This window comes from Paracoccus sp. S-4012 (assembly GCF_009674885.1).
Lineage (GTDB): Bacteria > Pseudomonadota > Alphaproteobacteria > Rhodobacterales > Rhodobacteraceae > Paracoccus.
On record NZ_WKKA01000008.1, the window covers coordinates 24,712 to 47,282 of the forward strand.

Genomic DNA, 22,571 nt, shown 5'->3' on the forward strand with positions numbered 1-22,571 from the left:
GCCCCGGCGCGAGAGAACGCCGGGGCCGGGTCGTCATCTGCAGCCCCGCTTACTGCAGGATGCCGGCCTCGCGGTAGTAGCGCTCGGCGCCCGGATGCAGCGGGATCAGCGAGCTGTCGGCGGCGCGCGCCGGGTCGATCGCCTGCGCGGCCGAATGCGCCGCGACCATCGCGGGCAGGTTCTCGAACAACAGCTTCGTCATCTGGTAGACGGTCTCCTCCGGCACATCGGCATGCGTCACCAGCATGTTCTGGATCGACACCGTGGAGGCGTCCGCGTCCTGCCCGTCATAGGTGCCCGCCGGAATCACCGCCGCCTCGAAGGGCGCGCCGAGCGTCTCGGCGATCGTGGCCGGAACCTCGACCACCGTGATCGCGGTGCTGGTCGAGAGGTCCTTCAGCGAGGCGACGCCGAGGCCCGCCGACTGGAGGGTGGCGTCGAGCTGGCGGTTCTTCATCAGCTCGACCGATTCCGCGAAGGGCAGGTATTCGACCTTGCCGAGGTCGTCATAGCTCATCCCCGCCGCCTCGAAGATGGCGCGGGCGTTGAGCTCGGTTCCCGATTTCGGCGCGCCCACCGAGAGGCTGCGGCCCTTGAGGTCGTCGAGCGAGGTGATCCCGGACTCGGCGGTGGCGACGATCTGGACGTAGTTGGGATAGATCGTGGCCAGCCCGCGCAGCTTGTCGAGCGGCTGCGCGAAGCCCGCCTCCGCATCGCCCTCGGCCGCGGCCTTGACGCTGTCGCCGAGCGAGAAGCCGACCTCGCCCCGGCCGGCCTGCAGCAGGTTGAGGTTCTCGACCGAGGCCTTGGTGGACTGCACCTGCGTGCGCGCGCCCTCGATGCCGTCGCCGTAGAGCTTCTGGAGCGCGACGCCGAGCGGGTAATAGACCCCCGAGGTGCCGCCGGTCAGGATGTTGATGAACTGCTGCTGGGCGCTCGCCTGGATCGGCAGCGCGACGAGGGCGGCAGCGGTCAGCGCGGCAAAGGCGCGGCGGTTGAGCATGGTCTCTCCCCTGGGGCTGGTCGTCTGGCTGGCGCGCGGCCCGGCCCGTGTCTGACCATGCGACAGGCGGGCGCGCGCGATCAAGGCCCGGAAAGCCGGGGGCTTCGCGCCCCCGGACCCCCGCCGGATATTTTCGGACAGAAGAAGGAACGGGTCGATCACGCGGCCGTCGCTGGACTTTCCCGCCGGGGGGTCGCATTTCCCGGCTCGCCCGACCCGGATGCGAGCCCCATGACCACCGACCCGTCGCCTCCGCGCGCCACCCCGCGCCCCTTCGCGCCCTTCGAGTTCATGATCGCCTGGCGCTACCTGCGCGCGCGGCGCGCCGAGGGCGGGGTCAGCGTCATGACCTGGATCAGCCTCATCGGCATCGCCCTCGGCGTCATGGCGCTGATCGCCACGCTGGCCGTCCGCGCGGGCTTCCGGGCCGAGTTCGTCGACACGATCCTTGGCGCGAACGCCCATGTCACGGTCTACCAGCAGCCGCGGCAGATCGCCGAGGGGGTGGTCGTGCCGGGGCGGATCGCCGACTACGACACCCTCGCCGGGCGCATCGAGGCGATCCCCGGCGTCACCCGCGCCACGCCCGTGGTGAAGGGGCAGGTGATGATGCAGTCGGGCGACCGCTCGATGGTGGCGGAGGTGTTCGGGCTGACGCCCGAGGCGCTTGCCGCGATCCCGCGCGTGGCCGATCCCGCGACCGGCATCGGGCGGATCGAGGATTTCGGCCAGGGCATCGCCATCGGCTCCGGTCTCGCGCGCGAGTTGGGCGTCGGGCCGGGCGACACGCTGCGCGTGATCTCGCCCCAGGGGGCGCAGACGCCCTTCGGCACCACGCCGCGCGTGAACGCCTACCAGGTCGCCTATGTCTTCACCGCCGGGCGCTACGACATCGACCGCACCCGCGCCTACATGCCGCTCTCCGAGGCGCAGAGCTTCTTCAATCGCGAGGGCGTCGCCGACGAGATCGAGGTCTTCGTGGACGATCCCGAGCGCATCGACCGCTGGACGCCGGCGCTGCTGGAGGTGGCGGGGGAGGGGGCGCAGGTCTGGACCTGGCGGGACAGTTCCGGCGCGTTCCTGCGGGCGCTCGATATCGAGGACGACGTGATGTTCGTCATCCTCTCGGTGCTGGTCCTGATCGCCGCGATGAACATCACCTCGGGGCTGATCATGCTGGTGAAGAACAAGACCCGCGACATCGGCATCCTGCGGACGATGGGCCTGACCGAGGGGTCGGTGCTGCGGGTGTTCTTCCTCTGCGGAGCGTTCACCGGAGTCATCGGCACGCTGGCCGGGGTGATCCTCGGGGTGCTGCTGTCGCTGAACGTCAGTACGATCATGGCCGCGATCAACTGGTTCTCGGGCGGCGGCGCATGGGACGCTTCGGTGCGCGGCATCTACGAGCTTCCGGCGCAGCTGCGCGCCGTGGACCTGGCCCGCGCCGTGGGCCTGTCGCTGACGCTCTCGTTCATCGTGACATGGTTCCCGGCCCGCCGCGCCGCGCGGCTGAACCCGGTGGAGGCGCTGCGCTATGAGTGAGGTGCTGCGCCTCCAAGGGATCGCCAAGACCTACAACCGCGGCCTGCCCTCCGTCGTGGAGGTGCTGCGGGGCCTTGATCTAACGGTCGGGCGGGGCGAGGTCGTGGCCCTGGTCGCGCCGTCCGGGGCCGGAAAATCCACCCTGCTGCACATCGCGGGGCTTCTGGACAGCCCCGATGCGGGCCGCGTCATCGTGGCGGGCCGCGACATGACGACCGAGTCCGACCGTGCCCGGACCACGGCGCGGCGGCGGCAGATCGGCTTCGTCTACCAGTTCCACCACCTGCTGCCCGAGTTCACGGCGCGCGAGAACGTGGTCCTGCCGCAGCTCGCGGATTCGGTCCCGCAGGCGGAGGCCCGCGCCCGCGCCGACGCCCTGCTCGCCCGCGTCGGCCTCGACCACCGGGCCGACCACCGCCCGGCCGCGCTCTCCGGCGGAGAGCAGCAGCGCGTGGCCTTCTGCCGCGCGCTCGCCAACGGGCCCGCGCTCATGCTGGCCGACGAGCCGACGGGCAACCTCGACCCCGCGACCTCGGATCAGGTGTTCGGGGTGCTGATGGAAGTGGTGCGCGAGACCGGCCTCGCGGCGCTGATCGCCACGCACAACATGGAACTGGCGGCGCGGATGGACCGCGTGGTGCGGCTCAGCGCCTGACGAGCTTGAAGAAACGGCTCTCCTCGCCGTCTTTCGTCTCGTCCTGATAAAGGAAGGCGAGGCCGCGGTCCTCGAAAGTCTCAAAGAACTCCTCCCAGGAGATTTCCTCGAGCGCCTCGTCGCGCTCGGCGAAGTCGATCCGCAGGATGCCCTCGCCCTCGTCGTCCTCGGTGCCGCGGACTATGGTCGGAACGCCGCCGCGGGCCTCGGCCCATTCGCGGATGGTGTCGTGATCGGTGGTGGTCTGGCTCGACATGGCTGGCGTTCCCCCCGGAGGCTCGAGCCAGAACGCCCGTATCGAGGCGGCGTTCCGTTACACGTCGCCGATCGGGGCGCCTTTGGTGTGCCAGCTGTCGATTTCATCAGCGACCAGCCGCTGAAGCTGCCAGATATAGGGATCGTCCAGTCCGTTCTCGGCCAGTGCCGCTGCCGTCCGCTGCAGATATTCAGCGCCCGACCCGGCATGGCCGCAAGCATGGGCGAGCCGCCGCGCCTGTTCCTCGAGCGGCGGGCAGACGAGGGTCTGCCCCACCGGCCCGGCGTAGAAGGTCAGCGCCTCTTCGGTGCCGCGGTCGGTCTCGACGGCGATCCAGCAGGCGTTCTCGACCAGCTCCTCGGCCACCAGTTCGCGCTTGAGGATCGCGCGCAGCGAGTCGCGCTCGGTTCCAGGTGCGACCTCCATGATGAGGCCGTCGCAACTGCCCCCCGCCTCGAGCGCCAGCATCAGGCCGGGACAATCAGGCGAGCCGCGCCAGTGGTTCAGCTCGATGCAGAAGCTGCGGTGCCAGCCGATCGCGCGGGCGCGGCGGATGCCGCCGACCTCGAAGCCCGGTTTCCAGATCAGCGAGCCGTAGGCGAAGATCGGGACCGGGCGCGGACGCCCGTGGGTCAGCCGGTGGGCGAGGGCATCGAGGTCGTCGTCCGTCAGCAGCGTGAAGCTGGGATCATGCGGCGGCGCCGCCACCTCGCGGTGGGCGCGAGCGACATGGGCGGGGGTGAGGGCGAGGGAAAAGTCCTTCACAGCCCCGCCGCCTTCCGCAGCAGCGCATTGGCACGCGTCTGCCACCCCTTGCCGTCCTGCTTGAGCCGCTCGACCAGATCGCGGTCGAGATAGATCGTGACCCGCTGCTTGCGCGCGTCCTCCGGCAGCGGCGGGCGGCCGCGACGCAGGACGGCGGCGAGTTCGGGGATTTCGTGCGAGGGCTTGGCGCGGGCGAAGTCCTTGGCCGTCCACTCCGGGTTCTCCGGGTCGTCGATCACGATCTCGTCGCGCTTGCCCACAACCGTCGCTCCTTCGCATTAGCCCTGCGGAGGCTGATGATCCTCAGCCTTCCATCACGCGGCGTCACCACCGCCATGTGCCACCGCCCGTCGATAGGTGCCGCCACCCGCAGCCGCGTCTCGCCATAGTCGTGGCGGTCATCCTCGATGACCACCGCCGCCGTCCAGTCGAGCCGCTCAGCCGCCGCGAAATCCACGCCATGCTTGATCAGGTTCGCGGCGCGCTTGGCCTCATCCCACTCAAGCATTTAAGTATGCATGTAAAGCCCTGCCGTCAAGCCGGACTTCACACATCCAGCTCCTCCACGAACCGCGCATTCTCGCTGATGAACTGGAACCGCAATTCGGGCTTCCGCCCCATCAGCCGCTCGACCACGTCGCGGGTCTCGCCGCTCTCGTCCTCGTCGATGCTGACGCGGATCAGCTTGCGCGTGGCCGGGTTCATCGTCGTGTCCTTCAGGTCCTTGGCGTCCATCTCGCCGAGACCCTTGAAGCGCTGCACGTCGATCTTGCCCTTGCCGCCGAGGCCCTTCGCCAGCCAGCGCTCCTTCTCCGCGTCGTCGGGGACGTAGACCCGCTCGGCCCCCTGGGTCAGCCGGTAGAGCGGGGGGCAGGCCAGATAGAGGTGCCCGCGGTCGATCAGCGGGCGCATCTGGGTGAAGAAGAAGGTCATCAGCAGCGAGGCGATATGGGCCCCGTCCACATCGGCGTCGGTCATGATGATGATCTTGTCGTAGCGCAGATCGTCGAGGATGAAGCGCGTCCCCATGCCGGTGCCGAGCGCCTGGCAGAGGTCGGCAATCTCCTGGTTCTGCCCCAGCTTCGAGGAGGCCGCGCCCAGCACGTTCAGGATCTTGCCCCGGATCGGCATGACCGCCTGCGTCGCCCGCTCGCGCGCCGCCTTCGCGCTGCCGCCCGCCGAGTCGCCCTCGACGATGAACAGCTCCGTCCCCTCGCGGCTGGTCGCGCTGCAATCCACTAGCTTGCCGGGCAGGCGCAGCTTCTTGGTGGCGGTCTTGCGCGCCGTCTCCTTCTCCTGCCGCCGCCGCAGCCGCTCCTCGGCCCGCAGCACGAGAAAATCGAGGATCGCCCCGGCGCTCTTCGGATCGGAGGCCAGCCAGTTGTCGAAATGGTCCCGCACCGCGCCCTCGACCAGCCGCGCGGCCTCGGCGGTGGCGAGGCGGTCCTTGGTCTGGCCGACGAACTCCGGCTCGCGGATGAAGCAGGAGACGAGGGCGCAGCCGCCGGTCAGCAGGTCGTCGCGGGTGATCTGCTCCGCCTTGCGGTTCTTCACCAACTCGCCATGCGCGCGGACGCCCTTGAGGATCGCCGACCAGAACCCCGCCTCATGGGTGCCGCCCTCGGGTGTCGGCACGGTGTTGCAGTAGGACTGGATGAAGCCGTCGCGGGCAGGGGTCCAGTTGATCGCCCAGTCCACCTTTCCGGCACGGTCGAACTTCTCGGCAAACTCGACTGACCCCGCAAATGGTTGGGCGGCATAGGTCGAAACGCCATGAAGCTGCTCGGCGAGGTAGTCGGCCAGGCCGCCGGGGAAGTGGAACACCGCCTCGGCCGGTGTCTCGCCATCGTCGATCTCGGTCCGCCAGCGGATTTCCACGCCGGAGAACAGGTAGGCCTTCGACTTGACCATTTTCATCATCCGCGCGGGTTTCAGCCGGTGGTGGCCGAAGATTTCCTCGTCGGGATGGAAGGTGACGGTGGTGCCGCGCCGGTTCGGGGCAGGACCGACCTTCTCGACCGGGCCGAGCGGAATGCCGCGGCTGAAGGCCTGGCGCCAGAGTTCGCGGTTCCGCGCGACCTCGACCACCATGCTGTCGGAGAGCGCGTTGACGACGGAGGCGCCGACGCCGTGCAAGCCGCCGGACGTCTGGTAGGCGTCGCCCGAGAACTTGCCGCCCGCATGCAGCGTGCAGAGGATCACCTCGAGCGCCGAGCGGCCCGGAAACTTCGGATGCGGGTCGATCGGGATGCCGCGGCCGTTGTCGCGCACGGCGACGGAGCCGTCGGCGAGCAGCTCGACCTCGATGCGGCTCGCGTGCCCCGCGACGGCCTCATCCATCGCGTTGTCGAGGATTTCCGCGACCAGATGGTGCAGCGCGCGCTCGTCGGTGCCGCCGATATACATGCCGGGGCGCTTGCGGACCGGCTCCAGCCCCTCCAGCACCTCGATCGAGGCGGCGGAATAGGCGTGGCTGGCCGCCTCGGCGGAGGAGAGAAGGTCGTTCATCGGCTGCCCGTTGTTTTCGTTGTGGCGAGGGTTATGCGCGCTCGGGCGTTCCAAGGCAAACGCGCGATCCGCCCTCAGGCGTGGTCGCGCAGCCAGTCGGCGAGCGCGCCGTCGTCGATCAGGCCCTGCGCGAGGGCGATGACCTTCTGGCCCATCACCTCCTCGGAGACGGCCGGCTCGCGCGCACCGTTGGTGTCGAGGACGGTCTGCATCACGCGGAACGCAGTCCGCTTGTTGCCGTCATTGAAGCAGTGCCCTTGGGCAATAGCCATCGCGTAGGCAGCGGCGAGGTCATAGACATCGCCCACCAGCCCGTAACTCAGTCGGTTCTCGACGCGCGCCAAGGCACCGTCGAGCGACTTGTCGCGCGCGCGTCCGGTTAGTTCACCGGGGTTCAGCACGGCATCATGGATTAGTTCCACCATGTCGGTGGTCGGCAGAAGCCAGTTCATCCGGCGTCACTTGTCCCGGAGGTAATCCAGCACCGGCTGGGCGCGCTCGCGGGTGCGTTCCAGCGAAGCCATGATCTCCTCGCGCGTGGCATAGCGATGCTGCGGCGCCGTCGCCTCCTCCGGCACGAGATAGGCCACCACCGCCGAGTTCTTCAGCACCGCCACCGGCTTGCCGCCGGCGCGGTCGAGGACCTTCTGCGGCTCGCGTAGTTCGGTCATGGTGCAGATCTGGTTCGTCAGCAGGCGGGTCATCACGCATCCTCCCTGCGCTGGATATCGTCTATTCTAATGCGCGTTTCAATGGCTACTCGGGCTCGGCCAGCCGCGCCTGCCACATCTTCTGGAACGCCGGCCGGGCCTGCGCGGCGGCGAGCCATTCCTCCACCGCCGGAAACTGGCCCATCAACGCGCCATAGCCTTGGGCGTAGCGCACCACCTCGGCCACGTTCAGGTCGGCGACGGTAAAGCGGTCGCTGACGAGGTGGCCGTGGCGGCCGAGGTGCTCGTCGAGGACGCGCATCGGCCGGACCAGCCGCTCGCCGGCCTCGGCCACGAGGCCCGCATCCTCACCGGATTGTGCCTGGCCGCGGCCGTGCAGGAACAGGATCGTCAGCGCATCCGGCTCGATCGCGGTCGCGGCGTAGAAGCTCCACTGCTCCATCAGGGCCAGTTCCGCCGCATCCGCGGGGCCGAGTGGCGGGCCGGCCTTGCGGGCCAGATGCAGCGTGCAGGCCATCGATTCGGAGAGGACCAACCCGTCATCCTCCATCACCGGCACGGCGCCCGCGGGCGAGAGGCGCAGGAAGCCAGGCGACAGGGTATTGAGCGGCGCGCCCTCGTCCAGCGGGTCGGCGAGGCGGTAGGACTGGACCACCGGCACCTGCTCGAAAGGCAGGTCAAGCTCGTGGCAGAGCCAGATGATGCGCGAGGCGCGCGAGCGGGTAACGCCGTGGATCTTCAGCATGGGGGCTCCGGTCTCGGGTTCAGGCCGCAGGCTAGGCGCGGCGCGGGGCCGGGGGAAGGGGGGCCACGATCCCGTGACGCGTCAGGCCGCCGCGGGTGCGTCGGCCGCGAGTTCGGCGACGCTGCCATAACCCTCGCGGGCGAGGCGGGCGTCGAGGGCCTCGGCCAGCCGTGGGGCGAAGGAGAGGCCCTGGAAGACGAGGGCGGTGTAGACCTGCACGGCGCTTGCGCCTGCGGCGAGCTTGGCCCAGGCGTCATCGGCCGAGGCGATGCCGCCGGTCCCGATCAGGGCGATGCGGCCGCCGGTGAGGCGGTGGAGCGCCGCGAGCGTTGCCGTCGCACGCTCGAACAGGGGACGCCCCGACAGGCCACCGGCTTCGGCCTGCCAGCGGGCGGGGAGACCTTCCCGCGCGGTCGTGCTGTTCGTGGCGATGAGCGCGTCGAGGCGCAGGTTCAGCGCCACCGCCGCCAGATCGCTCAGGGCGGGCGCGTCGAGGTCCGGGCCGATCTTGAGGAATACCGGCCGCCGCACCGGCAGCGCATCGCGGGCAGCCAGCACGCCGGACAGCAGCGACTCGAGCGCGGCAGCCCCCTGAAGCTCCCGCAGGCGCTCGGTGTTGGGCGAGCTGACGTTGACGGTCAGGAAATCCGCCGCCAAGCCCGTCGTGGCGACCACGGAGGCGAAATCGGCGGCACGGTCCTCGCTGTCCCTGTTCGCGCCGATGTTGAGGCCGACCGGCACCGGCGAGGGCGCGCGCGCGGCCAGCCGTGCCGCAATGGCCTCCGCCCCCTCGTTGTTGAAGCCGAAGCGGTTGATGACCGCCTCCTCCTCCGCCAGCCGGAAGAGGCGCGGTTTCGGGTTGCCGGGCTGCGCGCGGGGTGTCGCCGCCCCCGCCTCGATGAAGCCGAAGCCCGCTCGGGTGAGGGGGCCGATGACGCGGGCGTTCTTGTCGTAGCCGGCGGCGAGGCCGACCGGGTTCGGCAGATCGAGACCGACGACGGTGGTGCGGAGGCGGTCGGACGTGACCGGCCCGCCCCTCAGCGGCACCAGACCTCGGGCCAGCAGCGACAAGGACAAGTCATGCGCCCGCTCAGGATCGAGGCGGTGGAGCGCCTTGATTCCGACGCGTTCGATGAGGCTCATCCGGCCCCCACGTCCTCGCCGAAGCGGTGGCCGCCGGTGCCGAGGGGCAGGGGCCGCGCCCAGACGACATCCGCGGCGCGGAGCACCCGGTAGAGATGCGGGAACGCCGCGCCTCCGCGCGAGACCTCCCAGCGCAGCGCCGGGCCGAGACCCGCGCCGTCGCAGGCCAGCAGCCACAGCCCGTCCTCGCCGGAAAAATGCCGCGCCGCGGTCTCGCGGACCTGTTCCCCGGTCGAGAAGTGGACGAATCCGTCGGCCCGGTCCACCGGGGCGCCCGCGCTCTCGCCCCGCGCGATCAATTCGGCAAATTCTGCCGGGCGGAAAATCTTGTAGATCAGCATGGGCACGCTTCTGCGGCCCTCCGCCGCCCCGGTCAAGCCGTCACGCCCGCGTCACGGGACCGCGGCAAACACTTGACCGGCGCCGCCGCCCTGCGGCCTCATGCCGATGTTCCGAACCCCTGCGAAAGGACCGCCCCCGATGCTTCGCCTTCTCGCCACGACTGCCGCGCTCGGCCTCATGGCCGGCGCCGCGCAGGCCGACTACGTGCTCCATGTCCTGCACATCAACGATTTCCACAGCCGCATCGAGTCGATCAACGCCTTCGATTCGACCTGCGACGCCGAGACCGAGGCCAAGGGCGAGTGCTTCGGCGGCATTGCCCGCCTCGCCGCGAAGGTGGCCGAGCTGCGCGACGGGCTGGAGGCCGAGGGCGCCAACGTCATCCTGCTGGACGCGGGCGACCAGTATCAGGGCAGCCTCTTCTACATGACCTACAAGGGCGAGGAGGTGGTCGAGTTCATGAACGCGATCGGCTTCGACGCCATGTCGCTCGGCAATCACGAGTTCGACGACGGGCCGGAGGGCACGGTCACGCTGCTTAACGGGGCGCAGTTCCCGGTCATGTCGGGCAATCTCGACGTCTCGCAGTCGAACCTGCTGAACGGCAAGCTCGAGGATACGGTGACGCTAGACGTGGGCGGCGAGAAGATCGGCCTCGTCTCGGCCCTCGCGATGGACACGCCCGAGACCGCCGCGCCGGGGCCCCAGGTGATCTTCCACGACGACATGGAGAGCCTGAAGGGCGACGTGCAGGCGCTGACGGACGAGGGCGTGAACAAGATCATCGCGCTGACGCATTCCGGCTACCTCCGCGATCAGGCCTTCGCGGCGCAGGTGCCCGGCCTCGACGCGGTGATCGGCGGCCACAGCCACACGCTGGTCGGCCCGATGGAGGGCGCGGCCGGTCCCTATCCGACCATGGTCGCGGGGCCGGACGGCAAGGAGGTGCCGGTGGCGACCGCCTATGCCTACGGGAAATATCTCGGCCACCTGATCCTGACCTTCGACGACGCGGGCAACCTGATCGCGGCCGAGGGCGAGCCCGTGCTGCTCGACGCCTCGGTCACGCCCGACCCGGAGATCGCGGCGCGGGTGGCGGAGATGGCGGCCCCGATCGAGGAACTGCGCCAGCGGCAGGTGGCCGAGACCGCCGCGCCGATCGACGGCAGCCGCGAGACCTGCCGCGCGCGGGAATGCGAGATGGGGAATGTCGTGGCCGATGCCATGCTCGAGCGGGTGAAGGGACAGGGCGTCACCATCGCCATCCAGAACGGCGGCGGGTTGCGCGCTTCGATCGACGCGGGGCCGGTCACGATGGGCGAGGTTTATGACGTGCTGCCGTTCCAGAACACGCTGGCGACCTTCGAGGCCAAGGGCGCGACCATCCTTGCGGCGCTCGAGAACGGGGCGAGCCAGTACGAGGAGCAGGCGGGCCGCTTCGCGCAAGTGGCGGGGCTGCGGTATACAGTGGACCCGGCCGCGCCCGCGGGCAGCCGGATCAGCGAGGTGCAGGTTCTGGGCGAGGGCGGCGAGTGGGTGCCGATCGACCCCGAGGCGACCTATGGCGTGGTGACGAACAACTACGTCCGCACCGGCGGCGACGGCTACGACATGTTCGAGACCGAGGGGATGAACGCCTACGACTTCGGCCCGGACCTCGCGGATGTGCTGGCCGAGCATCTGGCGGCGCAAGGGCCGGGGTTCGCGCCGTCGCTCGACGGGCGGATTACGGTGAGGTGAGGGGGGCGGGCTCCCGCCCCCTTACGGATGATTGACCATGCCGCTACGTCCCGCCCGTCCGCCAAAGCGGACGGATCCGCGCCCGCCCGCCCCACAGGCGGGCGCGTTTGCGCCCACCTTCGTGCGGGCGCGGACCCTCTCTGTTACGCTGACGTCTCCGTTCCAAGCGGGATTGGGTCACTCGCCCCAATCCCTCGCGCCGAACCGTCAGCGATCAAAAGCCGAGATCGTCCGTTCCCTTCAGCGTGAGGATCTCCCGCGCCTCATCGGGCGTGGCGATCTCCAGCCCCAGCCCCTCGAGGATCTTGCGGACCAGCCGCACCTGCTCGGCGCTCGACTCGGCGAGCTTCCCCGGCCCCGCCCACAGCGAATCCTCCATGCCGACCCGCACATGCCCGCCCATCGCTGCGGCCATCGCGGCGACCGGCATCTGCGACCGGCCGGCGCCCAGGACCGACCAGCGGTAGTTGTCCCCGAACAGGCGGTCGGCGGTGCGCTTCATGTGCATCACGTCGTCGGGATGCGTCCCGATGCCGCCCATCAGGCCGAACACCGTCTGGATGAACAGTGGTCCCTTCACCAGGCCCCGGTCATGGAAATACTTCAGGTTGTAGAGATGCGCTGTGTCGTAGCACTCGAACTCGAAGCGGGTGCCGTTCGCGCCCAGCGTCGTCAGCAGCTTCTCGATATCGCCGAAGGTATTGCGGAAGATGATGTCCTTGTTGCCGAGGTAATCGCGCTCCCATTGGTGCTTCAGCTTGCCCTCGAAGCGCTCCAGCATCGGCGCGAAGGAGAAGTTCATCGATCCCATGTTGAGCGAGGCGACCTCGGGGCGGTAGACCGCCGCGGGCTGCATCCGCTCCTCGATGGTCATGGTCGGCGCGCCGCCGGTGGTGATGTTCACGACCACGTCCGAGCGCTGCTTGATGACCTGCAGGAACGGCAGGAACGCCTCGGGCGACTGGTCGGGGCGGCCGTCCTCGGGGTTGCGGGCGTGCAGATGGACGATGGCCGCGCCCGCCTCGGCGGCGCCGAGCGCGGCGTCGGCGATCTCGGAGGCCGTGACCGGCAGGTGCGGCGACATCGAGGGCGTGTGGATCGAGCCGGTGACGGCGCAGGTGATGATCGTCTTGCGGGGCGGTCTGGCCATGTCGTGTCGGTCCTTCTGGTCTCAGGCTTCCGGTTCGCGGCCACGATCGCGGTCCCGCGCGGCCGGCGCAAGGGGCCGGACGCTTGCGCCTTCCGCCGGGCGCGATCACAGTCGCCCGGCACAGTCACGGAGCCTGCCCATGGACCTCGCCCTTCTCGGCGCCCGAGTCATCGTCACGGCCGGCGCCGCCGGCATCGGCCGCGCCATCATCGACGCCTTCCTGGCCGAGGGCGCCCGCGTCGCCACCTGCGACATCGACGAGGAGGGGCTGGCGAGCCTGCCCGAGGGCGTCTTCCATCGCCGCGTGGACGTGGCCGACGCCGCGGCGCTCGAAGGCTTCATCACCGACTCCATCACCCATCTGGGCGGGCTCGACTGCCTCGTGAACAACGCCGGCATCGCCGGGCCGACCGCGAAGATCGAGGACATCGGCCTTGACCAGTGGCACGCCACCATCGACATCGGCCTGACCTCGCAATTCGTCGGCACCAAGGTCGCGGTGGCGGCGCTGCGCGAGAGCGGCAATGCCTCGATCATCAACCTGTCCTCGGTCGCGGGCCGCCTCGGCTTCGCCAACCGCACGCCCTATTCGGCGGCGAAATGGGGAGTGATCGGGCTGACGAAGTCGCTCGCGCTCGAACTCGGCCCCGACAGCATCCGCGTGAACGCGGTGCTGCCGGGCGTGGTCGCGGGCGACCGGGTGCGGCGGGTGCTGGAGGCGCGGGCGCAGCTGCGCGGGCAGAGCTTTGCCGAGATCGAGGCCGAGGCGCTCTCCAAGGTCGCGCTGCGCGACTACGTCACGGCCGAGCAGATCGCGGACCAGATCCTCTTTCTGGCGAGCGAGCGCGGGCGGACCATCTCGGGGCAGGCGGTCTCTGTCTGCGGTGGCGTCGAGATGCTGGGCTGAGCGATGGCCAGCTTCAGCTTCAACAGCCCGAAGTCCATCCATTACGGCCCCGGGGCGCTCTCGGGCCTGGGCGGGATCGCGCGCGCGCAGGGGGCCGAGCGGGTGCTGCTCGTCACCGACCCCGGCATGGTCGCCACCGGCATCGTCGAACGGGCCGAGGCCGCACTGCGCGAGGCTGGCGTCGAGGTCACGCGCTATGCCGAGGTCGCGGCCGACCCGCCCGAGAGCGTGGTGCTGGCCGCGACCGAGGCCGCGCGGGAGGCGGGCGCCGCGGGGATCATCGGCCTCGGCGGCGGCTCGTCGCTCGACGTGGCGAAGCTGGTGGCACTGCTCGCGGGCGGGTCCGAGACGCTGGCCGAGGTCTATGGCGTCGGCAAGGCGAAGGGTCCGCGCCTGCCGCTGATCCTCGTGCCGACCACCGCGGGGACCGGCTCGGAGGTCACGCCGATTTCCATCGTGACCACCGCCAGCAGCGAGAAGATGGGCGTGGTCTCGCCCGTCCTGCTGCCCGACGTGGCGCTGCTCGACCCGGAGCTGACCTACGGCCTGCCGCCGCATATAACCGCGGCGACGGGTGTGGATGCGATGGTCCATGCGATCGAGGCCTATGCCTCGGCCAGCCCCAACAACAACCCGGTCTCGCGCGTGCTGGCGACCCAGGCGCTGACGCTGATCGGCCGCTCGCTCTTGCGTGCCGTGCGCGACGGCAGCGATGCGGAGGCGCGCGGGGACATGCTGCTCGGCTCGATGCTGGCGGGGCAGGCCTTCGCGAACTCGCCGGTGGCGGCGGTCCATGCGCTGGCCTACCCCTTGGGTGGGCATTTCCATATCCCGCACGGCCTCTCGAACGCGCTCGTGCTGCCGCATGTGCTGCGCTTCAACATCGTGACCGCGCCGCAGCGCTATGCGGAACTGGCGCCGTTCGCGTTCCCGGAGCTGGCGCAGCTGGAGGGGCAGGAGCGGGCGGCGGCGTTCTGCGACCGACTGGCGGAGCTTGCCCGCCACTGCGGGCTGCCGCCGGATTTACGGTCGATGGAGATCCCGGAGGAGGTGCTGCCTCGGCTGGCGTCGGATGCGATGAACCAGACGCGGCTGCTGGTGAACAATCCCCGACCGGTGACGGAGGCGGATGCCTTGTCGATCTACCGCGCGGCCTGGTAGGGGCGACGCCCCGCGTCCGCAAATGGGACCCTGTGCCCATTTGCGCGCACCGCCAGCCATAGGCCGACCGATCCACCCCGCGGATCGGTCAGCGTCCACCCTGCCCCCGGCGGACGCTTCGCGTCCACCAGGGCGGACGCTGCCCTCTGTTGCGCTAGGCCAGCCACGGGCAAGTGTCGGAGTGCGCCCCGAGGACGCATCTCCTCACCCCGCCTCGCGCAACTCCGGCAGCACATACCCCTGCATCAGACTTCGCAGCGTCAGCTTGGAGATCTTCCCCGTCGCCGTCATCGGCAGGCTCTCGACCAGGATGATGTCGTCGGGCAGCTGCCAGCGGGCGAAGCTGCCGCCCAGCAGCGCATTCACCTCCTCCAGCGTCGGCGGATCGCCCGGGTCCTTCGGCACCACGATCAGCACCGGCCGCTCGTCCCAGCGGGGGTGCGGCACGGCGATGGCGGCGCATTGGGCGATCTTCGGATGCGCCTCGGCCGCGTTCTCGAGGTCGATCGAGCTGATCCACTCGCCGCCCGACTTGATCAGGTCCTTGGTCCGGTCGCGCAGTTGCAGGAAGCCGTCCGGCGAGATCGTGGCGATGTCGCCGGTGACGAACCAGCCCTCGGCGTCCATCGCCTTCCGCGAGGCCTCGGGGTTGTTGAAATAGCCGCCCATCACCGTGGGCGCGCGCACCGCAAGCTCGCCCTGCGACTGGCCGTCATGGGGCAGGCGCCGCCCGGCCTCGTCCACGATCTTCATCGCGACGAAGGGCACCCGCCGCCCCTGCGAGACCTTCAGCGCCATGCGCTCGTCGAAGCTCGCCGCGCGGGCCTTGCGGGGCAGGGTGCCGATGGTGCCGATCGGGCTCATCTCGGTCATGCCCCAGGCGTGGTTGACCTCCACCCCGAGCTTCTCGAACTGCTCGATCAGCGAGCGCGACGCGGCCGAGCCGCCGACGACCATATGGGCCAGCGCCTCGGGCTTGCGGCCGCGCTTCTTGATCTCGTTCAGCAGCCCCATCCAGATCGTCGGCACGCCCCAGGCCGAGGTCACGGCCTCCGCCTCCATCACCTCCCACAGGCTCGCGCCGTCCAGCCGCGGCCCCGGAAAGACCAGCTCGGCCCCGACCAGCGGCGCGGTGTAGGGTAGCCCCCAGGCGTTGACGTGGAAGAGCGGCACGACCGGCATGACCCGCGTCTGCTCGTTCATCGCCTCGGAGGTGACGAGGGCCACGATCATGGCGTGCAGCACGTTGGAGCGATGCGTGTAGAGCGTGCCCTTCGGATCGCCGGTGGTGCCGGAGGTGTAGCAGAGCCCGGCAGCTGTGTTCTCGTCGAAGCTCGGCCAGTCGCGATCGGTCGGGCGGCCCTCCAGCAGCTCCTCGTAGCAGAGCGCATCAAGGCTGTTTTGCGGCATGTGCGCCCGGTCTGTCATGATGACGTAGGTGAGCTTCGGCAGCTGGTCCTTCAGTTGTTCCAGCAGCGGCACGAAGGTCAGGTCGGTGAACAGCACCCGGTCCTCGGCATGGCCGACGATATAGGTCAGCTGCTCGGCTGAGAGGCGCGGGTTGATCGTGTGGCAGACGGCGCCGATGCCCTGGATGGCGTAGTAGAGCTCGAAATGGCGGTAGCCGTTCCAGGCCAGCGTCGCCACCCGGTCCCCCATCTCGATCCCCATCGCCTCGAGGGCGAGTGAGAGCTGCACGATCCGGTCGCGGGCCTGCGAATAGGTCTGCTCGTGGCGGTCGCCTTCGCAGCGCATCGAGATGATCTGGCCGTCCGCATGGGCCTCGGCCGCGTAGTCGATGATGTCGCTGACCAGCAGCGGCCGGTCCATCATGAGGCCCTTCATTCGTCGCACTCCCCGGCTGCTTGCCATCCCTGGTCCGGCATTCCACACTGCCGCGAACCCATTTGCAACCGACGCGGGGGCACGCCCCGCAGGGAGGCCGCCCTGTCCACCACCGCCACCGAGATGCACCGCATCGTCCTCGCCCGCCGGCCTCAGGGCGCCCCCACGCCCGAGAGCTTCCGCCTCGAGACCCTGCCGCTGCCGCAGCCCGGCGAGGGCGAGGTGCTGGTCCGCGTGACCTCGCTCTCGCTCGACCCCTACATGCGCGGGCGGATGGACGACGCGAAGTCCTATGCGCCGAAGGTCGAGCTGGGCGAGGTGATGACCGGCGGCGGCGTCGGCACCGTGGTCGAGAGCCGGGCCGAGGGCTTCGCGCCCGGCGACGTGGTGTTCGGCATGACCGGCTGGGCCGATCATGCGGTGCTGCGGGGGAAGGAGTTGCGGAAGCTGCGCGAGGGATTGCCGGCCAGCACCGCGCTCGGCGTCCTCGGGATGCCCGGCTTCACCGGCTGGTATGGCCTGACGATTCCGGGCGCCGCGAAGGCGGGCGAGACGGTGGTGGTCGCGGCCGCGACGGGCCCGGTCGGCTCGATGGTCGGGCAGATCGCCAAGGCCAAGGGGCTGCGCGCCGTCGGGATCGCCGGGGGGCGCGAGAAATGCGCCATGGGCCGCGACGTCTTCGGCTTCGACGCCATGATCGACCACAAGGCCCACACTGACGCCCGCAGCCTGCGCGAGGAACTCGCCGCTGCCTGCCCGGATGGCGTGGACATCTATTTCGAGAATGTCGGCGGCATGGTGCTGGAGGCGGTGCTGCCGCTGATGAACACCCACGGCCGCATCCCGCTTTGCGGCACGATCGCCTGGTATGGCGGCGCGGACACCAGCGGCCCCGACCGGCTGCCGAAGCTGTGGCGGCAGATCCTCGTCAACCGGCTCTCGATCACCGGCTTCATCATCTTCGACCACTGGCAGCACTTCCCCGATTTCATGGCCGAGGTCGCGCCGATGGTCGAGGAGGGCCGCCTCGCCTATGTCGAGGACGTGGCCGAGGGGCTGGAGGCGATGCCGCAGACCTTCATCTCGATGCTGAAGGGCGGCAATCTCGGCAAGCAGATCGTCCGCCTCGCGCCCGATCCGTTCGGTTAGGCTTCGTCCCGCCGCTTCTCCGTCTCCCGCGCCATGAACCGGATGAACTTGTCGTAATCCGCGGCCTTCACGGCGAGGCCCTTCAGCGTGCTCTCATGCGTCGTGACCATGAAGCGGCCCGCGTCCATTGCCGCCATCAGCGCCGCGGCGACCGCCTCGGGCGTCACCGCGCGCTCGCGCAGGTAGGGGGCGAAGCCGATCATCGAGGTCAGCACCCCCTCGGGGCAGAGGCAGTGGACCTTGAGGCCGTCGGCGGCGTGGTGGAACGCCAGCCACTCGGCAAACCCCACCGCCGCGTGCTTGCTGACCCCGTAGCCGATCGAGCCGACCTCGTTCAGCAGCCCGGCCGCCGAGGCGGTGACGACGAAGCTGCCGCCGCGATGCGCGAGGTCCGGCAGCAGCCGCCGCGCCGCGCGGACATGGGCCATGAGGTTCACGTCCATCATCCGCGCCCAGTCCTCGTCCGGCGACGCCGCATCCATCGCGAAGCCGAGGCCGGCGTTGCCGACGAAGACATCGACCGGCCCCTCGCGCGCCTCGACATCGTCGATCATCGCCCGCACGCCCGCATCGGTTGAGACATCCGCCACGAGCGCCCGCGCCCCCTCGGGCACGCCGTCCGGGAAGCGCAGGTCGGCGGCCACGACCGAATGCCCGCGCGCCAGCAGCGCCTCGGCGATGGTGCGGCCGATCCCGGCGCCGCCGCCGGTCACGAGTGCGGTTTTCGGCATGTTGTGTCCTCCCGGCGCATCGGCCGCAGGAAGCGCGGCGCGCGACGGGTTGTCAACGAAGCACCCCGGCCATAACCCCGATCTGCAACACGGGAGCGCGCGGATGACGGAGCAGGACACCCCCACCTATGTCAGCGGCACCCGCCTGATCTCGCAGGAGATGATCGACGCCTTCGCGGTGCTGACCGGCGACGACCAGTTCATCCATACCGACCCGGTCCGCGCGGCCGCGACCCCCTTCGGCGGCACCGTCGCGCATGGCTTCCTGCTGCTGTCGCTGCTCTCCGCGCTCTCCTACGAGGCGCTGCCCGGGCTGCCCGGACAGCGCGTTTCGGTCAACGCGGGCTTCGACCGCATTCGCTTCGTGCGGCCGTGCCCGGCGGGCGCCACGGTCCGCGCGGTGTTCACGCCGGACGGCCAGACCGCCGTCGCGCCGGGTCAGGTCAGCCTCCGCTGGCAGGTCCGCCTCGAGGATGCCGCCGCGCCGGAGCCGCCGATCCTGACCGCCACCTGGCTGCATCGCATCTGGCTCGAGGCCTGAATGGCGCGCCATGACGCGCCTCGCGCTGGTCCGGCCCGAGGCGATCCTGCTGAATTCACGGGCGAAGCGCCTCGTCACCTGCAGCCGGCGGGGGCTTCGCGCCCCCGCACCCCCGCGGGATATTTTCAGACAGAAGAAGACCTGCCGGTTGATCCCGGCGGCGGCGTCCGCGAGGATTGCCGGGCCGATCTTCCCGCGAGTTGCCGATGACCGACGCCAAGCCTTCCGCCCGCCCCGCGCCCGAGCGCCGCGCCGCCTACAAGGCTTTCGAGCGCATCCAGCTCCGCTGGAACGACAACGACATCTACGGCCACCTCTACAACGCCACCTATTACGAGCTCTTCGACTGCGCCATGACCGCCTGGCTCTCGCGCAACGGGCTCATCGGGGCGAACGGGCGCCCGACCAACGTCGTGGTCGAGAACGGCTGCGTCTTCTTCGCCGAGATCCGCTATCCGGGCGAGGTCGAGGTCGGGCTGCGGCTCGGGCGTCTCGGGTCGAGCTCGGTCCGCTTCGAAATGGCGCTGTTCCGCGAGGGCGAGGACACCGCCGCGGCGCAGGGCTTCTTCAGCATGGTCCGGGTGGACGACGACGACCACCGCCCGCGCCCGATCCCCGAGGCGCAGCGGGCGGTCTACGCCACCATCCTGCGCTGAGGCTCAGGCGCGCAGGCGGGCGCGGTAGTCGAGGGCCTGCCAGCCGTCGGCGCGGAACCGCCACTGCCCGACCGGCTGGCGGGCGGCGATCTCGTCGGGAATCTCGACCTCGTCGAAGCCGGCGCGGCGGGCCATCGCATACTGGTCGGCGATCAACGGGCCGCAGGCGCGCAGGCGGCCGGTGTAGCCCGCTGCCCGCAGCCGCCGCGCGACCGTGAAGCCGCGTCCGTCCGCGAAGCTGGCGAATGCGACCCGCAGCATCGGCGCCGCGAGCGTCTCGGCCGGCAGGGCGTCGAGGTCGGTTGTGGGCCCCAGTTCCGGCGCCTCGGCCTCGTCGCCGGGGGCGAAGCCCTGGTCGGTCACGATCACGCTCATGCGGCGTCCTCCTGCTGGGCCGGGGCGGGGGCCGGCTTGCGGCCGATGAGATGCACCCCGCATTCGGTCTTGTCGCTGCCCCGCCAGCGGCCGGCGCGGGCGTCCTCGCCCGGCGCGGTGCGGGTGGTGCAGGGGGTGCAGCCGATCGAGGCATAGCCCCGCGCGACCAGCGGATGCCGCGGCAGGTCGTGCGCGTCCATGTAGGCCGCGATCCCCTCGCGCCGGACATGGGCGAGCGGGTTGACCTTGATGCGGCCGGTCGGTTCGACCTCGAAATGCTCGAGGCCGGTGCGCTCGGCCCCGTGGAAGCGCTTGCGGCCGGTGATCCAGGCGTCGAAGCCGTGGAGCGCCTGGGCGAGCGGCAGGGTCTTGCGCAGGTCGCAGCAGCCATCCGTGTCGCGCCGGTGCAGGCTGCCGTCCGGGTCGCGTGCGGCGAGGGCCGCCGCATCGGGGCGGATCAGCCGCAGATCGGTGAGGCCGAGGCGTTCCGCAAGGTCGTGCTGATAGGCGTAGGTTTCGGGGAACAGCATCTCGGTGTCGATGAAGATGACCGGCAGGCCGGGGTCGAGAGTCGCGGCGAGGTGCAGGAGAACCACCGCCTCGGCCCCGAAGGACGACACGAGCGCGGTTCGGCCGGTCTCGCCAAGCGCCTGCTCCAGCACGGCGCGCGGCGAGAAGCCGCGGGTCCGCGCATTCAGCGCCTCCACCCGGTCATGCGGCATCGCGCGCCCCTTCCGTCTCGTAGAGGGCGGCGCGGAAGGGTGCCGGGCCGAGGCGGCGGAAGGCCTCGAGGAAACTCTCCCCCGGGGCCGTCCGCAGGTCGAGATAGGCCAGCATCAGCCGTTCGACCGCCGGAACCACCTCGTCATAGGCGAAGCCCGGCCCGGCCTTCTCGCCGATCGCCGCCGTCTCGGTGCCGTCGCCGCCCAGCGTGATCTGGTAGGTCTCGACCCCCGCGCGGTCGAGGCCGAGGATGCCAATATGGCCGACATGGTGGTGCCCGCAGGCGTTGATGCAGCCCGAGATCTTGATCTTCATCGGCCCGATCTCGTGCTCGAGATCGAGTTCCTTGAACCGCAGCCCGATGGCCTGCGCGATCGGGATCGAGCGCGCGGTGGCGAGCGAGCAATAGTCCATGCCGGGGCAGGCGATGATGTCCGACACGAGGCCCACATTCGCCGTCGCCAGCCCGGCGCGCAGCAGCGCGGCATGGACCACGGGCAGGTCCGACTTGTGGACATGCGGCAGGATCACGTTCTGCTCGTGGCTGATCCGCAGCTCGTCGTAGCTGTAGGCCTCGGCGAGATCGGCCAGCACGCGCATCTGCGCGGCCGAGGCATCGCCCGGCGTCGCGCCATGCGCCTTGAGGCTGACCGTGACCATCGCATGCCCTGCGTCGCGGTGCTCGGCGAGGTTGGTCTCGGCCCAGCGGCGGTAGAGCGGGTCCACGCGAAGCGTTGCCTCATGCACCGCGGTGTCGGCCTGCCGGAAGGCGGGCGGCGCGAAGGCGGCGCGGATGCGGTCGAGCGCCGGGCCGAGGGTCTCGGGGACGTGGCCGCGCAGTTCCTCGAACCGCGCCTCGATCAGCGCGGCGAGCGTGTCGCGGCCCAGTTCATGCAGCGTGATCTTCAGGCGCGCCTTGTGCTTGTTGTCGCGCCGTCCGAGCATGTTGTAGACGCTCAGGATCGCCTCGACATAGGCCAGCAGGTCGGCCTCGGGCAGGAACTCGCGCACCGACTGCGCGATCAGCGGCGTCCGGCCGAGGCCGCCGCCGACGCTGACCTCGAAGCCGATGCTGCCGTCGGGACCGCGCCGCATCTGTAGCCCGATGTCGTGGGACCTGGTCACGGCGCGATCATGCGGGGCGCCGGTGATGCCGATCTTGAACTTGCGCGGCAGGAACTGGAACTCCGGGTGGTCGGTGGACCACTGGCGCAGCAGTTCGGCATAGGGGCGGGGGTCGGCGATCTCGTCCGCGGCCGCACCCGCGAAATGGTCGGCAGTCACGTTGCGGATCGTGTTGCCGGAGGTCTGGATCGCGTGCATCCCCACGTCCGCGAGGGCGGTGAGGATCGCCGGCACGTCGGTCAGCTTCGGCCAGTTGAACTGGATGTTCTGCCGCGTGGTGAAATGCCCGTAGCCCTTGTCCCAGGTCTCGGCGACATGCGCGAGCTGGCGCATCTTGCGGCTGTCGAGCGTCCCGTAGGGGATCGCCACCCGCAGCATGTAGGCGTGGAGTTGCAGGTAGAGGCCGTTCATCAGCCGCAGCGGCCGGAACTCGTCCTCGGTCAGCGCCCCCTCGACCCGGCGCCCGATCTGCTGGCTGAACTGCGCCACCCGGTTGCGGACGAAGGCTTCGTCGAAGTCGTCATAGCGATACATGGGCGGGGTCTTCCTGCTTGCCGTGCGGGTAGTTGGAGGGACCGCGGGTGCGGAACGCCTCGCGGAAATGCGTGGGCTCGGGGCCATTCGGGCCGGGCTTCGCGGGCGCGAGGTAAGGCCCGACGACGCTGTGGTGCTGGCCCTGCGCCAGTTGCAGCCGTGCCTCGGCGCGCTCGGGATCGGCGATCAGCTCGGCTTCGGCCATGCGGCGGGTCCAGACCCCGTCGGCGGTGAGCCAGACCACGTCACCCTCCAGCAGCGCGTTGGCGGTGACGACCGAGGGGGAGAAGCGCGGGCTCATGCT

26 protein-coding genes are annotated in these 22,571 nt (G+C 70.2%); 8 read left to right on the top strand and 18 right to left on the bottom strand.

Going from position 1 to position 22,571, the window contains the following annotated elements; translation table 11 throughout:
• Nucleotides 1–49 precede the first annotated feature (49 nt).
• Nucleotides 50–1,003, bottom strand: a complete 954-nt coding sequence (locus tag GI374_RS11825; RefSeq protein ID WP_154337283.1) for a TAXI family TRAP transporter solute-binding subunit — start codon at nucleotides 1,001–1,003, stop codon at nucleotides 50–52.
• Between the two features lie 231 nt (nucleotides 1,004–1,234).
• Between GI374_RS11825 and GI374_RS11830 the strand changes: the two genes are divergently transcribed.
• Nucleotides 1,235–2,545, top strand: a complete 1,311-nt coding sequence (locus GI374_RS11830) for a lipoprotein-releasing ABC transporter permease subunit (protein WP_154337284.1) — start codon at nucleotides 1,235–1,237, stop codon at nucleotides 2,543–2,545.
• The gene (locus GI374_RS11835; protein ID WP_154337285.1) at nucleotides 2,538–3,200 is read left to right on the top strand and encodes an ABC transporter ATP-binding protein; all 663 of its coding nucleotides are present in this window, start codon (nucleotides 2,538–2,540) and stop codon (nucleotides 3,198–3,200) included. Before GI374_RS11830 ends, GI374_RS11835 begins: the two co-directional genes overlap by 8 nt.
• On the opposite strand, the gene GI374_RS11840 is transcribed toward GI374_RS11835, so the two are convergent.
• From GI374_RS11840 to GI374_RS11885, 10 genes are all read right to left on the bottom strand, one after another.
• Nucleotides 3,190–3,456: a hypothetical protein gene (locus GI374_RS11840; RefSeq protein ID WP_154337286.1), complete on the bottom strand. Its 267-nt coding sequence runs from the start codon at nucleotides 3,454–3,456 to the stop codon at nucleotides 3,190–3,192. The two genes, GI374_RS11835 and GI374_RS11840, sit on opposite strands and share 11 nt — an antisense overlap.
• A gap of 57 nt (nucleotides 3,457–3,513) precedes the next feature.
• On the bottom strand, nucleotides 3,514–4,221 hold the full coding sequence (locus GI374_RS11845) for a gamma-glutamylcyclotransferase (RefSeq protein ID WP_370515312.1): 708 nt from the start codon (nucleotides 4,219–4,221) through the stop codon (nucleotides 3,514–3,516).
• Nucleotides 4,218–4,481, bottom strand: coding sequence for a BrnA antitoxin family protein (locus tag GI374_RS11850; RefSeq protein WP_370515313.1), 264 nt, complete (start codon nucleotides 4,479–4,481; stop codon nucleotides 4,218–4,220). The genes GI374_RS11845 and GI374_RS11850 overlap by 4 nt, the downstream gene beginning before the upstream one ends.
• On the bottom strand, nucleotides 4,457–4,729 hold the full coding sequence (locus GI374_RS11855; protein ID WP_154337287.1) for a BrnT family toxin: 273 nt from the start codon (nucleotides 4,727–4,729) through the stop codon (nucleotides 4,457–4,459). The genes GI374_RS11850 and GI374_RS11855 overlap by 25 nt, the downstream gene beginning before the upstream one ends.
• Nucleotides 4,730–4,767: 38 nt before the next feature.
• Entirely contained in the window at nucleotides 4,768–6,729 is a 1,962-nt protein-coding gene (gene parE, locus GI374_RS11860; protein WP_154337288.1) for a DNA topoisomerase IV subunit B, read from the bottom strand.
• A 74-nt stretch (nucleotides 6,730–6,803) separates the two neighbouring features.
• Nucleotides 6,804–7,181 carry a type II toxin-antitoxin system death-on-curing family toxin gene (locus GI374_RS11865; RefSeq protein ID WP_154337289.1) on the bottom strand — a complete coding sequence of 126 codons (378 nt, stop codon included), beginning with the start codon at nucleotides 7,179–7,181 and terminating at the stop codon, nucleotides 6,804–6,806.
• Between the two features lie 6 nt (nucleotides 7,182–7,187).
• On the bottom strand, nucleotides 7,188–7,433 hold the full coding sequence (locus GI374_RS11870; protein WP_154337290.1) for a hypothetical protein: 246 nt from the start codon (nucleotides 7,431–7,433) through the stop codon (nucleotides 7,188–7,190).
• Between the two features lie 52 nt (nucleotides 7,434–7,485).
• Nucleotides 7,486–8,145 carry a glutathione S-transferase family protein gene (locus tag GI374_RS11875; protein ID WP_154337291.1) on the bottom strand — a complete coding sequence of 220 codons (660 nt, stop codon included), beginning with the start codon at nucleotides 8,143–8,145 and terminating at the stop codon, nucleotides 7,486–7,488.
• Nucleotides 8,146–8,226: 81 nt separating this feature from the next.
• Nucleotides 8,227–9,288, bottom strand: a complete 1,062-nt coding sequence (locus tag GI374_RS11880; protein WP_154337292.1) for a quinone-dependent dihydroorotate dehydrogenase — start codon at nucleotides 9,286–9,288, stop codon at nucleotides 8,227–8,229.
• A complete protein-coding gene (locus tag GI374_RS11885) occupies nucleotides 9,285–9,629 on the bottom strand; it encodes a DUF952 domain-containing protein (protein ID WP_154337293.1) in 345 nt (114 codons plus the stop codon). Before GI374_RS11885 ends, GI374_RS11880 begins: the two co-directional genes overlap by 4 nt.
• Before the next feature lie 139 nt (nucleotides 9,630–9,768).
• Between GI374_RS11885 and GI374_RS11890 the strand changes: the two genes are divergently transcribed.
• The gene (locus GI374_RS11890) at nucleotides 9,769–11,370 is read left to right on the top strand and encodes a bifunctional UDP-sugar hydrolase/5'-nucleotidase (protein ID WP_154337294.1); all 1,602 of its coding nucleotides are present in this window, start codon (nucleotides 9,769–9,771) and stop codon (nucleotides 11,368–11,370) included.
• Between the two features lie 214 nt (nucleotides 11,371–11,584).
• Here the strand turns inward: GI374_RS11890 and GI374_RS11895 are convergent, their stop codons facing one another.
• Nucleotides 11,585–12,520 carry a 3-keto-5-aminohexanoate cleavage protein gene (locus GI374_RS11895; RefSeq protein ID WP_154337295.1) on the bottom strand — a complete coding sequence of 312 codons (936 nt, stop codon included), beginning with the start codon at nucleotides 12,518–12,520 and terminating at the stop codon, nucleotides 11,585–11,587.
• 139 nt (nucleotides 12,521–12,659) lie between these two features.
• Here GI374_RS11895 and GI374_RS11900 point away from each other — a divergent pair, with 139 nt between their 5' ends.
• Nucleotides 12,660–13,427, top strand: coding sequence for an SDR family oxidoreductase (locus tag GI374_RS11900; protein ID WP_154337296.1), 768 nt, complete (start codon nucleotides 12,660–12,662; stop codon nucleotides 13,425–13,427).
• 3 nt (nucleotides 13,428–13,430) lie between these two features.
• Complete coding sequence (locus tag GI374_RS11905) at nucleotides 13,431–14,588, top strand: iron-containing alcohol dehydrogenase (RefSeq protein WP_154337297.1); 1,158 nt, start codon at nucleotides 13,431–13,433, stop codon at nucleotides 14,586–14,588.
• Nucleotides 14,589–14,792: 204 nt separating this feature from the next.
• Here GI374_RS11905 and GI374_RS11910 read toward each other — a convergent pair whose 3' ends face one another.
• Nucleotides 14,793–16,433: a long-chain fatty acid--CoA ligase gene (locus GI374_RS11910; protein ID WP_154337298.1), complete on the bottom strand. Its 1,641-nt coding sequence runs from the start codon at nucleotides 16,431–16,433 to the stop codon at nucleotides 14,793–14,795.
• Between the two features lie 123 nt (nucleotides 16,434–16,556).
• On the opposite strand from GI374_RS11910, the gene GI374_RS11915 reads away from it, so the two are divergent.
• Complete coding sequence (locus tag GI374_RS11915) at nucleotides 16,557–17,582, top strand: NADP-dependent oxidoreductase (RefSeq protein WP_154337299.1); 1,026 nt, start codon at nucleotides 16,557–16,559, stop codon at nucleotides 17,580–17,582.
• Here GI374_RS11915 and GI374_RS11920 read toward each other — a convergent pair.
• Complete coding sequence (locus GI374_RS11920) at nucleotides 17,579–18,313, bottom strand: SDR family oxidoreductase (protein ID WP_154337300.1); 735 nt, start codon at nucleotides 18,311–18,313, stop codon at nucleotides 17,579–17,581. The two genes, GI374_RS11915 and GI374_RS11920, sit on opposite strands and share 4 nt — an antisense overlap.
• Nucleotides 18,314–18,416: 103 nt before the next feature.
• Between GI374_RS11920 and GI374_RS11925 the strand changes: the two genes are divergently transcribed.
• Nucleotides 18,417–18,854, top strand: coding sequence for a MaoC/PaaZ C-terminal domain-containing protein (locus tag GI374_RS11925; protein ID WP_154337301.1), 438 nt, complete (start codon nucleotides 18,417–18,419; stop codon nucleotides 18,852–18,854).
• 206 nt (nucleotides 18,855–19,060) lie between these two features.
• On the top strand, nucleotides 19,061–19,510 hold the full coding sequence (locus GI374_RS11930; RefSeq protein WP_154337302.1) for a thioesterase family protein: 450 nt from the start codon (nucleotides 19,061–19,063) through the stop codon (nucleotides 19,508–19,510).
• Nucleotides 19,511–19,513: 3 nt separating this feature from the next.
• Here the strand turns inward: GI374_RS11930 and GI374_RS11935 are convergent, their stop codons facing one another.
• From GI374_RS11935 to GI374_RS11950, 4 genes are read right to left on the bottom strand one after another with little or no spacing between them, the layout of a single operon-like run.
• On the bottom strand, nucleotides 19,514–19,885 hold the full coding sequence (locus tag GI374_RS11935; protein ID WP_154337303.1) for a DUF934 domain-containing protein: 372 nt from the start codon (nucleotides 19,883–19,885) through the stop codon (nucleotides 19,514–19,516).
• Nucleotides 19,882–20,607: a phosphoadenylyl-sulfate reductase gene (locus GI374_RS11940; protein ID WP_154337304.1), complete on the bottom strand. Its 726-nt coding sequence runs from the start codon at nucleotides 20,605–20,607 to the stop codon at nucleotides 19,882–19,884. Before GI374_RS11940 ends, GI374_RS11935 begins: the two co-directional genes overlap by 4 nt.
• Complete coding sequence (locus tag GI374_RS11945; protein ID WP_154337305.1) at nucleotides 20,597–22,267, bottom strand: nitrite/sulfite reductase; 1,671 nt, start codon at nucleotides 22,265–22,267, stop codon at nucleotides 20,597–20,599. The genes GI374_RS11940 and GI374_RS11945 overlap by 11 nt, the downstream gene beginning before the upstream one ends.
• On the bottom strand, nucleotides 22,254–22,568 hold the full coding sequence (locus GI374_RS11950) for a DUF2849 domain-containing protein (RefSeq protein WP_154337306.1): 315 nt from the start codon (nucleotides 22,566–22,568) through the stop codon (nucleotides 22,254–22,256). Before GI374_RS11950 ends, GI374_RS11945 begins: the two co-directional genes overlap by 14 nt.
• Between the last annotated feature and the right edge of the window lie 3 nt (nucleotides 22,569–22,571).